Annotated in this window: 9 protein-coding genes; 6 read left to right on the top strand and 3 right to left on the bottom strand. The window is 65.2% G+C overall.

Features of this window, described 5'->3' with window-relative positions:
- Positions 1-197 precede the first annotated feature (197 nt).
- The 6 genes from tpx to CSV86_RS12185 all read left to right on the top strand — a co-directional run bounded on the left by tpx (position 198) and on the right by CSV86_RS12185 (position 12,235).
- Positions 198-698: a thiol peroxidase gene (tpx, locus tag CSV86_RS12210; protein ID WP_009400333.1), complete on the top strand. Its 501-nt coding sequence runs from the start codon at positions 198-200 to the stop codon at positions 696-698.
- A gap of 178 nt (positions 699-876) precedes the next feature.
- The gene (locus CSV86_RS12205; protein ID WP_009400330.1) at positions 877-2,205 is read left to right on the top strand and encodes an MdtA/MuxA family multidrug efflux RND transporter periplasmic adaptor subunit; all 1,329 of its coding nucleotides are present in this window, start codon (positions 877-879) and stop codon (positions 2,203-2,205) included.
- Entirely contained in the window at positions 2,202-5,300 is a 3,099-nt protein-coding gene (locus CSV86_RS12200; protein ID WP_009400328.1) for an MdtB/MuxB family multidrug efflux RND transporter permease subunit, read from the top strand. The genes CSV86_RS12205 and CSV86_RS12200 overlap by 4 nt, the downstream gene beginning before the upstream one ends.
- Before the next feature lie 31 nt (positions 5,301-5,331).
- Positions 5,332-8,445, top strand: coding sequence for an efflux RND transporter permease subunit (locus CSV86_RS12195; protein WP_009400325.1), 3,114 nt, complete (start codon positions 5,332-5,334; stop codon positions 8,443-8,445).
- Positions 8,442-9,926, top strand: coding sequence for an efflux transporter outer membrane subunit (locus CSV86_RS12190; RefSeq protein ID WP_009400324.1), 1,485 nt, complete (start codon positions 8,442-8,444; stop codon positions 9,924-9,926). The genes CSV86_RS12195 and CSV86_RS12190 overlap by 4 nt, the downstream gene beginning before the upstream one ends.
- Before the next feature lie 224 nt (positions 9,927-10,150).
- The gene (locus CSV86_RS12185; protein ID WP_009400323.1) at positions 10,151-12,235 is read left to right on the top strand and encodes a putative bifunctional diguanylate cyclase/phosphodiesterase; all 2,085 of its coding nucleotides are present in this window, start codon (positions 10,151-10,153) and stop codon (positions 12,233-12,235) included.
- A 16-nt stretch (positions 12,236-12,251) separates the two neighbouring features.
- Here CSV86_RS12185 and CSV86_RS12180 read toward each other — a convergent pair whose 3' ends face one another.
- The 3 genes from CSV86_RS12180 to CSV86_RS12170 form a co-directional block, all read right to left on the bottom strand.
- Positions 12,252-12,512 (bottom strand): DUF1652 domain-containing protein, encoded by a 261-nt coding sequence (locus CSV86_RS12180; RefSeq protein WP_009400322.1) that lies wholly within the window; start codon positions 12,510-12,512, stop codon positions 12,252-12,254.
- A gap of 280 nt (positions 12,513-12,792) precedes the next feature.
- Positions 12,793-13,440, bottom strand: a complete 648-nt coding sequence (locus CSV86_RS12175) for a DUF1345 domain-containing protein (protein ID WP_009400321.1) — start codon at positions 13,438-13,440, stop codon at positions 12,793-12,795.
- A 116-nt stretch (positions 13,441-13,556) separates the two neighbouring features.
- A complete protein-coding gene (locus CSV86_RS12170) occupies positions 13,557-14,813 on the bottom strand; it encodes a carbohydrate porin (RefSeq protein ID WP_009400320.1) in 1,257 nt (418 codons plus the stop codon).
- Positions 14,814-14,829: the final 16 nt, after the last annotated feature.

The raw sequence follows: 14,829 nt of genomic DNA, 5'->3' as shown, positions 1-14,829 counted from the left end.
TTGTCTGTTCTGGCCTCATCGCTGGCAAGCCAGCTCCCACAAGGGCCAGTGAAGGCGACTGAAATTGTTCGGCTTCAAATCGGCAGATTGTCCACAAAAAACGTCCGACAATTCAACAATTTGCATTGCTCCATAGGTGCCGGCGCACTTTCGTGCTTAACTCTGGGTCTTTTCAACCCCGCATAAGGACTCCGCTCATGGCTCAAGTGACTCTCAAAGGCAATCCGGTTCAGGTCAAAGGCGAACTGCCGAAGGCCGGCGCCCAGGCGCCGGCGTTCTCCCTGGTTGGCGAAGGCCTGGCCGACAAGTCGCTGAAGGACTACGCCGGCAAGCGCAAGGTGCTGAACATCTTCCCGAGCGTCGATACGCCAACCTGCGCCACCTCGGTGCGCAAGTTCAATGCCCAGGCCAATGACATCGCCAACACCGTGGTGCTGTGCATTTCCGCCGACCTGCCGTTCGCCCAGGCCCGCTTCTGCGGCGCCGAAGGCCTGAGCAACGTGCAGAACCTGTCGACCCTGCGCGGCCGCGAGTTCCTCGAGAACTACGGCGTGGCCATCGCCGACGGCCCACTGGCCGGCCTGGCTGCCCGTGCGGTAGTGGTCCTGGACGAGAACGACAAGGTCCTGCACGCCGAGCTGGTGGGCGAAATCGCCGAAGAGCCGAACTACGACGCGGCCCTGGCGGTCCTGAAGTAAGGCAAGCGGCACGACGATCCTGCAACACCCTGAAACGGCCTGGCTTAGTCCAGGCCGTTTTTATTTAAAGTTCAGAAACTTGGCAACGTCAGTTATCGGTAAATTGCCGGTAAAGGCGCTTTGCTAAAACGCTTGGAGTGCTTATCGTTCAGCCTCCTTCAAAGTTTCCTGCGTACTCATGGTCGAGAACCCGATGCAATCTTCCTCCCGTTCCTCCCGCCGCTGGCTCCTGAGCCTGTTGATCCTGCTGGTCATCGCCGGCCTGTGCTGGTGGCTCTGGCCCAGCGCACAGACCCACACCACGCCGGCCGCCCAAGGCGAAGCCAAGGGCAATGCCGGTGGTCGCCGCGGCGCCATGGCCGGGGTCGGCGGTGGCCGTCCAGGCTTCGGCTCGTCCACCGCCAGCGTCCCGGTGCGGGTGGCCGCGGCCACGGTTGGCGACTTCCCGGTCTATTACAAGGCGCTGGGGACCGTGACCGCGACCAACACGGTCAACGTGCGCAGCCGGGTGGCGGGGGAGCTGGTCAAGGTCTACTTCAAGGAAGGCCAGCAGGTGAAGGCCGGCGACCTGCTCGCCGAGATCGACCCGCGCAGCTACCAGATCGCCCTGCAGCAGGCCGAGGGCACCCTGGCGCAGAATCAGGCGCAACTGAAGAACGCGCAGATCGACCTGGCCCGCTACAAAGGCCTGTATGCCGAGGACAGCATCGCCAAGCAGACCCTCGACACCCAGGCCGCGCTGGTCGCGCAGTACGAAGGCACGATCAAGACCAACCAGGCCGCGGTGGGCGACGCCAGGCTCAATCTCGACTTCACCAGGATCCGCGCCCCGATCTCCGGCCGTCTCGGCCTGCGCCAGCTCGACCTCGGCAACCTGGTGGCGGCCAACGACACTACCGCCCTGGTGGTGATCACCCAGACCCAGCCGATCACCGTCGCCTTCACCCTGCCGGAAAACGAACTGGACACCGTGCTGGCCCGCTTCCGTACCGGTACGCCGCTGCCGGTGGAAGCCTGGGACCGTGGCGACACGCGCCAGCAGGCCACCGGCGTGCTGGCGAGCATCGATAACCAGATCGACATCACCACCGGTACCCTCAAGTTCAAGGCGCGCTTCGAAAACCGCGACGAGGCCCTGTTCCCCAACCAGTTCGTCAACGCCCGGCTGCTGGCCGACACCCTCAAGGACGTGGTGCTGGCGCCGGCGGCGGCGATCCAGTTCGGCAGCAACGGCACCTTCGTCTATGTCATCGACGACGAGAACAAGGTGCATATCCGCAATCTCAAGGTCGGCGCCAGCGATGGTGAACGCACCGTGGTCAAGGAAGGCCTGGCCAAGGGCGAGCGGGTAGTGCTGGAAGGCACCGACCGCCTGCGCGATGGCACCAAGGTCGATGTGGTGGACGATCCGGCCAAGGTCCCGACCACTCCCGGCCAGCACCTGCAAGGCCAGGACAAGCCCGAGGTCTCCGAAGCCCCGGCATCCAGCGGCAAGGCCGGCGCATGAACCTCTCGCGCCTGTTCATTCTCCGCCCGGTCGCCACCACCCTGAGCATGCTGGCCATCGTCCTGGCCGGCCTGATCGCCTACAAGCTGCTGCCGGTGGCGGCGCTGCCCCAGGTCGATTACCCGACCATCCGGGTCATGACCCTGTACCCCGGCGCCAGCCCGCAGGTGATGACCAGCGCGGTCACCGCCCCGCTGGAACGCCAGTTCGGGCAGATGCCGGGCCTGGAACAGATGGCCTCGACCAGCTCCGGCGGCGCCTCGGTATTGACCCTGCGCTTCAGCCTGGAAATGAACATGGACGTCGCCGAGCAGCAGGTGCAAGCGGCGATCAACGCCGCCAGCAACCTGTTGCCCAGCGATCTACCGGCGCCGCCGGTGTACAACAAGGTCAACCCGGCCGATACCCCGGTGCTGACCCTGGCGATTTCATCGAAGACCATGCCGCTGCCCAAGCTCAACGACCTGGTCGATACGCGCATGGCGCAGAAGATCGCCCAGATCAGCGGCGTCGGCATGGTCAGTATCGCCGGTGGCCAGCGCCAGGCGGTGCGGATCAAGGTCAACCCCGACGCCCTCGCGGCAGCAGGGCTGAACCTGGCCGACGTGCGTACCCTGATCGGCGCGTCCAACGTCAACCAGCCCAAGGGCAACTTCGATGGCCCGACCCGGGTGTCGATGCTGGACGCCAACGACCAGCTGCGCTCTCCCGAGGAATACGCCAACCTGATCCTCGCCTATAACAACGGCGCGCCGCTGCGCCTGAAGGATGTCGCCGAGATCGTCGATGGTGCCGAAAACGAGCGCCTGGCCGCCTGGGCCAACCAGAACCAGGCGGTGCTGGTGAATATCCAGCGCCAGCCGGGGGCCAACGTGATCGAGGTGGTGGACCGGATCAAGACCATGCTCCCCGAAATCACCGACAACCTCCCGGCCGGCCTGGACGTCAGCGTGCTCACCGACCGCACCCAGACCATCCGCGCCTCGGTGCGCGACGTGCAGCACGAACTGCTGTTCGCCATCGCCCTGGTGGTGATGGTGACCTTCCTGTTCCTGCGCCGGGTCAGCGCCACCCTGATTCCGTCCATCGCCGTGCCGCTGTCGCTGATCGGCACCTTCGGCGTCATGTACCTGGCCGGCTTCTCCATCAACAACCTGACCCTGATGGCCCTGACCATCGCCACCGGTTTCGTGGTGGATGACGCCATCGTCATGCTGGAGAACATCGCCCGCCACATCGAGGAAGGCGAGACGCCCCTGCAGGCCGCGCTCAAGGGCGCGCGGCAGATCGGCTTCACTCTGATCTCGCTGACGTTCTCGCTGATCGCAGTGCTGATCCCGCTGCTGTTCATGGCCGACGTGGTGGGGCGGTTGTTCCGCGAGTTCGCCATTACCCTGGCGGTGGCGATCCTGATTTCCCTGGTGGTATCCCTGACCCTGACCCCGATGATGTGCGCGCGCCTGCTCAAGCGTGAACCCAAGGAGCACGAGCAGAGCCGCTTCTACCGGGCCAGCGGGGCCTGGATCGACTGGCTGATCGAGCATTACGGCCGCGGCCTGCAATGGGTGCTCAGGCACCAGCCGCTGACCCTGCTGGTGGCGGTCGCGACCCTGGGCCTGACCGTGCTGCTATATATCGCCGTACCCAAGGGTTTCTTCCCGGTGCAGGACACCGGGGTGATCCAGGGTATTTCCGAAGCCCCGCAGGCCACGTCCTTTGCCGCCATGAGCCAGCGCCAGCAGGAACTGGCGGCACTGATCCTCGAGGACCCGGCCGTGGACAGCCTGTCGTCCTATATCGGCGTCGATGGTGACAACGCCACGCTCAACAGCGGGCGCTTCCTGATCAACCTCAAGCCCCACGGCGAGCGCGACCTGACCGCCGCCCAGGTGATCGCCCGCCTGCAACCGCAGGTCGACCGCCTCAGCGGCATCCGCCTGTTCATGCAACCGGTGCAGGACCTGAGCATCGAGGACCGGGTCAGCCGTACCCAGTACCAGTTCAGCCTGTCGTCGCCGGATGCCGAACTGCTCTCGCAGTGGAGCGGCAAGCTGGTGCATGGCCTGCAGCAATACCCGCAACTGACCGACGTCGCCAGCGATCTGCAGGACAAGGGCCTGCAGGTGTTCCTGGTGATCGATCGCGACGCCGCCAGCCGCCTTGGGGTGACCGTTTCGGAAATCACCAACGCGCTGTACGACGCCTTCGGCCAGCGCCAGATCTCCACCATCTACACCCAGGCCAGCCAGTACCGCGTGGTGCTCCAGGCCGAAGCCGCGGCCACCCTCGGGCCGAAGGCGCTGGACGGCATCTATGTCAAGACCACCGCCGGCAGCCAGGTGCGCCTGTCGGCCCTGGCCCATGTCGAGGAACGCCAGGCGCAACTGGCGATTTCCCATATCGGCCAGTTCCCGGCGGTGACCCTGTCGTTCAACCTGGCCGAGGGCGTGTCCCTGGGCGAGGGCGTGCAACTGATCGAGCAGGTGCAGAAGGACATCGGCATGCCGCTGGGCGTGCAGACTCGCTTCGAGGGCGCGGCGCAAGCCTTCCAGGCCTCGCTGTCAAGCACATTGCTGCTGATCCTCGCTGCCGTGGTAACCATGTACATCGTGCTTGGCGTGCTCTACGAGAGCTACATCCATCCGGTCACCATCCTCTCGACCCTGCCTTCGGCGGCGGTGGGGGCCTTGCTCGCGCTGATCCTCAGCGGCAACGACCTGGGCATGATCGCCATCATCGGCATCATCCTGCTGATCGGCATCGTCAAGAAGAACGCGATCATGATGATCGACTTCGCCCTGGAGGCCGAGCGCAACCAGGGCATGGAGCCGCAGAAGGCCATCTACCAGGCGGCGCTGCTGCGCTTCCGGCCGATCCTGATGACCACCCTGGCGGCGCTGTTCGGTGCGGTGCCATTGATGCTCGCCAGCGGTTCCGGTGCCGAGCTGCGCCAGCCGCTGGGCCTGGTGATGGTGGGTGGCCTGGCCCTGAGCCAGGTCCTGACCCTGTTCACCACGCCGGTGATCTACCTGTACTTCGATCGCCTGTCGCGGCGCTTCAAGCCGCAGCCGGCGGCCAGCGGGGAGCAGGCATGAGCGCCATGGCCGTGATGAGCGGGAGCCTGTCGTGAACCTCTCCGCGCCTTTCATCCGTCGCCCGGTGGCGACCATGCTCCTGAGCCTGGCGATCATGCTCCTCGGTGCGGTGAGCTTCGGCCTGCTGCCGGTGGCGCCGTTGCCGAAGATGGACTTTCCGGTGATCGTGGTCTCGGCCAGCCTGCCGGGCGCCAGCCCCGAGGTGATGGCCGCTACCGTGGCCACGCCGCTGGAGCGCAAGCTGGGCACCATCGCCGGGGTCACCACCCTGACCAGCAGCTCCAGCCAGGGCTCGACCCGGGTCATTCTCGGCTTCGACCTGGACCGCGATATCGACGGCGCCGCGCGGGAAGTGCAGGCGGCCATCAATGCCGCGCGCAACCTGCTGCCCAGCGGCATGAAAAGCATGCCCACCTACAAGAAGATCAACCCGTCGCAAGCACCGATCATGGTGCTGTCGCTGACGTCCGACGTGCTGCAGAAGGGCCAGCTCTACGACCTGGCCTCGACCATCCTGTCGCAGAGCCTGTCGCAGGTGGCCGGGGTAGGGGAGGTGCAGATCGGCGGCAGCTCGCTGCCGGCAGTGCGCATCGAGCTGCAGCCGAAGATGCTTGCCCAGTACGGCCTGGCCCTGGAAGACGTGCGCGAGACCGTGGCCGCGGCCAACCAGCGCCGGCCCATGGGCTTTATCGAGGACGCCGGGCGCAATTGGCAGGTGCGGGCCAACGACCAGCTGGAAAAGGCCAAGGACTACGAACCGCTGGTGATCCGTTACCAGGACGGCTCGGTGCTGCGCCTGAGCGATGTGGCCAAGGTCAGCGACGGCGTGGAGAACCGCTACAACAGCGGCTTCTTCAACGACCAGGAAGCGGTGCTGCTGGTGATCAACCGGCAGACCAATGCCAACATCATCGAGACCGTGGCGCAGATCAAGGAGCAGTTGCCGGCCCTGCAATCGCTGCTGCCGTCCAGCGTTACCCTGAACATCGCCATGGACCGCTCGCCGGTGATCAAGGCGACCCTCAAGGAAGCCGAGCACACCCTGCTGATCGCCGTGGTCCTGGTGGTGCTGGTGGTGTATCTGTTCCTCGGCAATTTCCGCGCCTCGCTGATCCCGACCCTGGCGGTGCCGGTGTCGCTGGTGGGCACCTTCGCGGTCATGTACCTGTGCGGTTTTTCCTTGAACAACCTGTCGCTGATGGCGCTGATCCTTGCCACGGGCCTGGTGGTGGACGATGCCATCGTGGTCCTGGAGAACATTTCGCGGCATATCGAGGACGGCCAGCCGCCCCTGCGCGCGGCCTATCTCGGGACCAGCGAGGTAGGCTTCACCCTGCTGTCGATGAACGTCTCGCTGGTGGCGGTGTTCGTCTCCATCCTGTTCATGGGCGGCATCGTCAACGCGCTGTTCCGCGAGTTCTCCATCACCCTGGCGGCGGCGATCATCGTCTCCCTGGTGGTGTCCCTGACCCTGACCCCAATGCTCTGCTCGCGCTGGCTCAAGCCCCACGATCCGGCGGCGGGGCAGACCCGCCTGCAACGCTGGAGCGAGCGGGTCAACCAGCGCATGGTCGCCGGTTACGACCGCAGCCTCGGCTGGGCCCTGCGTCATCGGCGCTTGACCCTGCTCAGCCTGTTCGTCGCCATCGGGGTAAATATCGCCCTGTACGTGGTGGTGCCCAAGACCCTGATGCCCCAGCAGGACACCGGCCAGTTGATGGGTTTCGTGCGCGGTGACGACGGTCTGTCGTTCAGCGTGATGCAGCCGAAGATGGAGATCTACCGGCGTGCCTTGCTCGCCGATCCGGCGGTGCAGAGCGTGGCCGGTTTCATTGGCGGCAACAGCGGCACCAACAACGCCATGGTCCTGGTGCGCCTGAAGCCGATCAAGGAACGCAAGCTGTCGGCCCAGCAGGTGATCGAGCGCCTGCGCAAGGAAATGCCCCTGGTGCCCGGCGGACGCCTGTTCCTCCAGGCCGACCAGGACCTGCAACTGGGCGGGGGCGGTCGCGACCAGACCACCTCGCAGTACCTCTACACCCTGCAAAGCGGCGACCTGGGGGCATTGCGCAACTGGTACCCGAAGGTGGTCGCGGCCCTGCGTTCGCTGCCCGAACTGACCGCCATCGACGCCCGCGACGGCGGCGGCACCCAGCAGGTGACCCTGGTGGTCGACCGCGACCAGGCCAAGCGCCTGGGCATCGACATGAACATGGTCACCGCCGTGCTCAACAACGCCTACAGCCAGCGGCAGATCTCGACCATCTACGACAGCCTGAACCAGTACCAGGTGGTGATGGAGATCAATCCGAAGTACGCCCAGGACCCGAGCACCCTGGAGCAGGTCCAGGTGATCACTGCCGACGGCGCACGGGTGCCCTTGTCCACCTTCGCCCGTTACGAGAACACCCTGGCCGATGACCGGGTCAGCCACGAAGGGCAGTTCGCCGCAGAGGACATCTCCTTCGATATCGCCGAGGGCTACACCCCGGACGTAGCCCTGGCGGCGGTGGAGCGCGCGGTGGCCGCGGTCGGTTTGCCCGAAGACGTCATCGCCAAGCTCGGCGGCAATGCCAACGCCTTCGTCAAGACCCAGCAGGGCCAGCCGCTGATGATCCTCGGCGCACTGGTGCTGGTGTACCTGGTGCTGGGCATTCTCTATGAAAGCTACATTCACCCGTTGACCATCCTCTCGACCCTGCCGTCGGCGGGCGTCGGCGCCTTGCTGACCCTGTACGTCACCGGTGGCGAGTTCAGCCTGATCTCGTTGCTGGGGCTGTTCCTGCTGATTGGTGTAGTGAAGAAAAACGCCATCCTGATGATCGACCTGGCCTTGCAACTCGAGCGCCACGAGGGCCTGGACCCCGAACAATCGATTCGCCGCGCCTGCCTGCTGCGCCTGCGGCCGATCCTGATGACCACCCTGGCGGCGATCCTCGGTGCCCTGCCGTTGCTGCTGGGCAATGCCGAGGGTTCGGAAATGCGCCAGCCATTGGGCCTGACCATCATCGGCGGCCTGGTCTTCAGCCAGGTCCTCACGCTCTACACCACCCCGGTGGTCTACCTCTACCTGGACCGCGCCCGCCACCGCTTCAACCGCTGGCGCGGCGTGCGCACCGATGCCGCTTTGGAAACCCCGCTATGAGCCAACGCCTGCTTCTTTCCGATTCTTCGCTGATGCGCCTGCTCGGGGCCCGTGGCTCGCGCCTGCTGGCGGCCAGCCTGTGCGTGGCGATGCTCAGCGCCTGCACCCTGAGCCCGGATTACCATCGCCCGGCCATGCACACCGACGTGCCGTTCAAGCATGCCGAGGGCTGGACCCAGGCTACGCCGTCCGACACCCTGGCCCGTGGAGCCTGGTGGGAGCTGTATGGCGATGCGCAACTCAACGCGCTGGTCGCCGAACTCAATGCCAACAACCAGACCGTGCGCCAGTACGAGGCCCAGTACCGCCAGGCCCAGGCCCTGGTGCGCAGCTCGCGGGCCTCGCTGTTCCCCAGCCTCGATCTCAGCGCCGGCAAGACCCGTTCCAGCCAGGGCACCGGGAGTTCGAGCTCCAGCCTGAGCAACAACAGCAGCGGGATCCGCGACACCTACAGCGCGCAACTGGGGGTGAGCTGGGAAATCGACCTGTGGGGCAAGCTGCGCGAGGGGCTCAACGCCAACGAAGCCAGCGCGGAGGCAAGCTTTGCCGAGATGGCCTCGATCCGCCTGAGCCAGCAGTCGGAACTGGTGCAGAACTACCTGCAACTGCGGGTGATCGACCAGCAGAAGCGCCTGCTCGAAGCGACCCTGGCGGCGTACCAGCGTTCGCTGAAGATGACCCAGAACCAGTACCAGGCCGGGGTGTCCGGCAAGGACGCGGTCGCCCAGGCGCAAACCCAGCTCAAGACCACCGAGGCGGACCTGGTGGATCTGGTCTGGCAGCGTGCGCAGTACGAGAACGCCATCGCCGTGTTGCTGGGCAAGGTGCCGGCGGAGTTTTCCCTGGCCGCCACCGATACTATCCCGGCCCTGCCGCAGATTCCGCTGTCGCTGCCGTCGCAGTTGCTGGAGCGCCGTCCCGATATCGCCGCCGCCGAGCGCAACGTGATGGCCGCCAACGCCAATATCGGCGTGGCCCGGGCCGCTTATTTCCCGGACTTGAGCCTGAGCATGAACGGCGGCTACAGCAGTAGCACTTTCAGCAACTGGATCAGCCTGCCCAACCGCTTCTGGTCGGTAGGGCCGAGCCTGGCCATGACCCTGTTCGACGCCGGCAAGCGCTCGGCCGAGGTAGACCGTACCGAAGCGGTGTACGACCAGACCGTGGCGCAGTACCGCCAGACCGTGCTGGATGGTTTCCGCGAGGTGGAAAACTACCTGGTGCAGCTCAAGGTGTATGGCGATGAGGCGGTGGTGCGCCAGGAGGCGCTGGAATCGGCGCGCGAATCCCTGCGCCTGACCGAGAACCAGTACAAGGCCGGGCTGATCGGCTACCTGGACGTGGTGAATGTGCAGACCACGGCGCTGAGCAACGAGCGCAGCGTACTCAACCTGCTGCAGGGCCGGCTGGTGGCCAGTGTCCAGCTGATTGCCGCGCTGGGCGGTGGGTGGGATGGGCAGATGACCGCGGCGCAGGAATAAATCCCGGTTGTTCTTCCGGGCCTCATCGCTGGCAAGCCAGCTCCCACAGGTTCAGCGGTGCACACATTCCCTGTGGGAGCTGGCTTGCCAGCGATGAGGCCATCAGCCTCTCCATACATCAGTAGCCAGGTAAAACTCCGTGCGTTTCCCAAAAGCTTGAGTACAATCATCGGATTTTTGCGCTGGCACATTGCCCGCGCTTTTTTTCCGTCCTGGATTGCTCGATGCTGAACGGCAGTTATTCCCCCTCCCTGGTTGTCATTTCCCTGTGCGTGGCGATCCTGGCGTCCTATACCGCCCTGGATCTGACCGGACGCCTGGCTACCGCCAAGGGCCGTTCGGTTTACCTGTGGATGGCTGGTGGTGCCATGGCCATGGGGATGGGCGTCTGGTCGATGCACTTCATCGGCATGCTCGCCTTCAGCCTGCCGATCCAGCTGGGCTACGACGTCACCCTGACCTTGCTGTCGCTGGTCATCGCCGTCCTGTCCTCGGGCTTCGCCCTGTGGCTGGTCAGCCAGCGCAGCCTGCCGCTGCACATGCTTCTGCTGGGCGCCTTGATCATGGGCGCCGGTATCGCCTGCATGCACTACACCGGCATGGCGGCGATGCGCATGCAGCCGGGCATCCAGTACGACCCGCTGCTGTTCGGCCTGTCCCTGCTGATTGCGGTTGGCGCATCGATGGCGGCGCTGTGGATCGCCTTCCGCCTGCGCCGCAACACCCCGTACGTGCGTCAGGTACGTGGCGGCGCGGCGGTAGTGATGGGAATTGCCATCGTCGGCATGCACTACACCGGCATGGCCGCGGCCAATTTCCCCGAAGGCAGTTTCTGCGGCGCCTTCGAAACCGGCTTCAATGGCGACGGGCTGGACTACCTGGTGCTGATCACCACCCTTGCCGTGCTGTCGGTGGCGCTGCTCACCTCGGTGCTCGACGCGCGCCTGGAAGCCCGCACCGCGGAGCTTGCGCGCTCCCTGACCCTGGCCAACCAGGAACTGACCCAACTGGCCCTGCACGATACCCTCACCGGATTGCCCAACCGCACCTTGCTGGCCGACCGCATCGACCAGGCCATGAAGAAGGTCGTCGAGCATGGGGGCCAGTTCGCCCTGATGTTCATCGACCTGGACGGCTTCAAGCCGGTCAACGACGCCTTTGGCCATCACACCGGCGACCAGTTGCTCAAGGAAGTGGCCGTGCGCTTGCGTGGCCACCTGCACAGCCAGGACACCCTGGCGCGGATCGGCGGTGACGAGTTCGTCCTGCTGGTGGAACTGGACGACCCGGACGACGCCGTCAACGTGGCCGCCAAGCAGGTCAACCTGGTGTCCCGGGCGTTCCGCGTGGCCGAGCAGAACCTGCAGATCTCGGCGAGCATCGGCATCGTCCTGTATCCCGGCAACGGCGCCGACCAGCACGAATTGCTGCGCAACGCCGACGCGGCCATGTACCACGCCAAGAGCGCCGGGAAGAATGGCTACAGCTTCTTCGACGTGTCGATGAACAGCAACGCGCGCCTGCAACTGCAGTTGCTTCAGGACCTGCGCACGGCGGTGGAGGAAAAGCAGTTCCGCCTGTTCTACCAGCCCAAGTACGACGCCATCGGCCGCCACCCGGTCGGCGCCGAGGCCCTGGTGCGCTGGGAGCATCCGCTGCACGGCCTGCTGTTGCCGGACCGCTTCATCACCCTGGCGGAAAAGACCGGCCTGATCATTCCCATCGGCGAGTGGGTGCTGGAGGAAGCGTGCCGGCAGATGCGCGAGTGGATCGACCAGGGCTTCACCGACTGGCGCATCGCGGTCAACCTGTCGGCCATCCAGTTCTGCCACGCCGGGCTGGTGGACAGCGTTGCCGCTGCGCTGCAGCGCAATGAACTGGCGCCCAACAGCCTGACCCTGGAAATCACCGAAACCACCGCCATGCACGATGCCGATGCCAGCCTGCATGTGCTGCAACGCCTGTCGGACATGGGGGTGGATCTGTCCATCGACGACTTCGGCACCGGCTATTCGAGCCTGATGTACCTCAAGCGCCTGCCGGCCAACGAACTGAAGATCGACCGCGGCTTCGTCCGCGACCTGGAGCAGGACAGCGACGACGCGGCGATCGTTTCGGCGATCGTCGCCCTGGGCCAGGCACTGGGCCTGCGCATCGTTGCCGAAGGGGTGGAAACCGACCGCCAGCAGGATTTCCTCACCCGCCTGGGCTGCGATTCGCTGCAGGGTTACCTGCTCGGCCAGCCGATGCCGGCCGAGGCTTTTCTCAAGAACATAGAGAAGATGCGGGTGGCCCGGGCAGGGGCCTGAGGCCTGATGCGGGGAATCAGGCCGAGCGCTTGAGGGCGCAGGACGGCTGGAAGGCTTCCAGTTCGTCTTCCACCGCTTCGATGATCCGCTCGACATCGTGAGCGGCCATGACGGTGGAGCAGGGGATGCCGGCGATGGCCAGCAGGGTTTCACCGGTGGCCCGGTCGAACAACCGCGCGACCATGCTGCGCGGCGCATCCATGCTCGCTTCGAAGCCCAGCGGGTGAAAATGCCAGCGCATCATCTGGCACGCGCCGGGGAAGGTTAACTTGTTCATGCAGGCCTCCTTGTATCGCGCGACGATAACCCTGAATGAATTCGACCAAAGTTGTAGGCCTTTTCCGGCCAGAGGCTAACCATAGCAGTATTGCTTTGGGTGAAAAGCAATAATTCCCGATGCTTTTTACCGTTCCATGACGGTGGTCACATTCCCTGGTCGCCCCGGGGATTTGCGCAAACGTTTTTTTCGCCACTCGCGGCGCGGTTTGCCGGGTTGCGCGACGTAATGTCGACGCACAGTGGATCCATGTTTTCCGACCGGCGGCAAGCGCCGGGCTTCAGCTCAACAGGCCGGCGGCGATGTTCACGGTGAAACCGAGGATCGCCGTGTTGAACAGGAAGCCGATCAGCGAGTGCAGGAGCACCACCCGGCGCATGCGCTTGCCGCCAATGCCCACGTCGGAGGTCTGCACGGCCACGCTGATGGTGAACGAGAAGTAGTGGAAATCCCAGAAGTCGGGCCGCAGCTCGCCGTCGGGAAAGCGCAGCAGCGGCTCCTTGCCGGCGCCGGTATAGAACAGCCGCGCGTAATGCAGGCTGAAGATTGTACCGATCAACAGCCAGGAGCCGGCCACGGTCAAGCCGGTCCAGGCGTAGTGCAGCAGCCGCGCCTGGCCTTGCAGGTCCTTGCTGCCGGCCAGTTGCAGGGTTACCGCGGCCAAGCTGGCAACGGCGGCGATGCTGACCACGAAGAGCACCAGCGCGGCGTTCTCGTCCTCTTCCTCGGCGATGCGTCGGACCTTGTCGGCGCCGGCCTTGAAGGTCAGTTGCAGGATCAGGGCAAGGTAGATCCATACGGCGATGTTCCATCCGGCGAGGATGTGCTGGATCGTGTCGCCGGCAGGAAGGAGCAGGCCGCCGAGCACACCGAGGACGGCAGCGGCGGAAAGGCGCGGATGGGTTCGGGCCAGTTTGTGGATTGCCATGAGGGCTCGCGGGGCGTGGGCTTCAGGCAACTGTAGACGATCGGGCCGGGCAGGCGGCTCGGTGCGGCGAGGATGCTGCCGATGGCCTCATCGCGGGCCATCGGCAAGATCACGGGTTATAGGGCTGCCTTCACCTGCAAGCCCACCACCAGCGCGTTATCGATATCAGCGCCGGAGAACGCCCCCGGCTCCATGATGTATTGCACATCCGGGCGCAAGGTCAGCCAGGGCGTCGCCTGGTAGCCATAGCTCAGCTCGATCAGGCGCTCGGCATTGCCCAGGTTCGGGAAGTCTTCACCATTGGCCAGCGCATTCTGCTCCTGAACCTCGCGGCTGCGCGGGTTCGGCACGGCCCGGCCGAAGCCAAGCGCCAGGGTATCGTTCGGCCGGCTGGCGAACGGCTGCTTGAGCACCACGCCGGTGCTGTACCACTTGCTGAACGGCGACGCCGCCGAGCTGGCTGCGGCGGCCTGGCCGAACACATGCAGGGTCTGGCCCTTGAGGTCGGATGCCTGCCATACCGCCTGGTCCAGCAGCACGTAGTGCCCGCCACGCCCGGCGACTTCCTCGTTGCTGCCGATACGCTTGGCATCGGAGCTGTCGTAGTACCAGCCGACCTTGTACTCGCCCGGCAGGCCGTCGAGCTTCTTGTACACCAGCTCCACCGGCACCACGGTGCCGGTCTTGTGCTTGGGCGTGATGTTCCAGGCGCGGCTGGAGTTGCCGTTGCTTTCCGGGTCTACGGCAAAGGCCGCGACGCGCAGTTGCCAGGCCGGATCGAAGCTGTACTTCACCCGCACGCCAAGGCGCGCATTGGGGTAGTTGGTCCAGCCGCTGCCGCCGGACATGTTAAGCGGATGCCCGCAGAAGCCGGCGTTCATGAAGTTGCACAGGATGCCGCTGTCGAGCCCGCCGAGGTCATTGCCCATGGCCATGTAGCCGAGCTTGACGTCCAGGTCCGGGGTGAACAGGGTGCGTTCGTAGCTCAGTTCGGTCAGGCGGGTGTACAGGCCACCGTAGTTTTCCTGCAGCGGCAGGCGGTTGCCGACCAGGTCGCCGGAGCCGTCGTTGCCGCGGCGATCGTTGATGGTCAGTTGCACCACGCCGGCATTGTCGGCCTGGAGCAGCTTGTCCAGGTCGAAACGCACGCCGAGCTTGAGGTTCTGCGAGTAGCGCGCCGAACGCTTGAGGCCGCCGTGGGTGTTGTAGACGCTCTCGCCGCTGTAGTCGCCGGTAAAGCGGATGCCGTCGGCGTCCATCTGGCTGCGCAGGCCGCCCCAGTCGCCGGTCAGGGTCGAATCGGCGAAGGCGAACGAGGGCAGCAGGCAAGCGCCCAGCAGAGCGACGGGAAGGTAACGCGGGGAAGAAGACATATCGGTAGTTCCGGGA

This window comes from Pseudomonas bharatica CSV86 (assembly GCF_000319305.2).
GTDB classification, from domain to species: domain Bacteria; phylum Pseudomonadota; class Gammaproteobacteria; order Pseudomonadales; family Pseudomonadaceae; genus Aquipseudomonas; species Aquipseudomonas bharatica.
The sequence above is the reverse complement of the archived record's forward strand: the minus strand, read 5'-3'. Positions and strand labels throughout refer to the sequence as shown.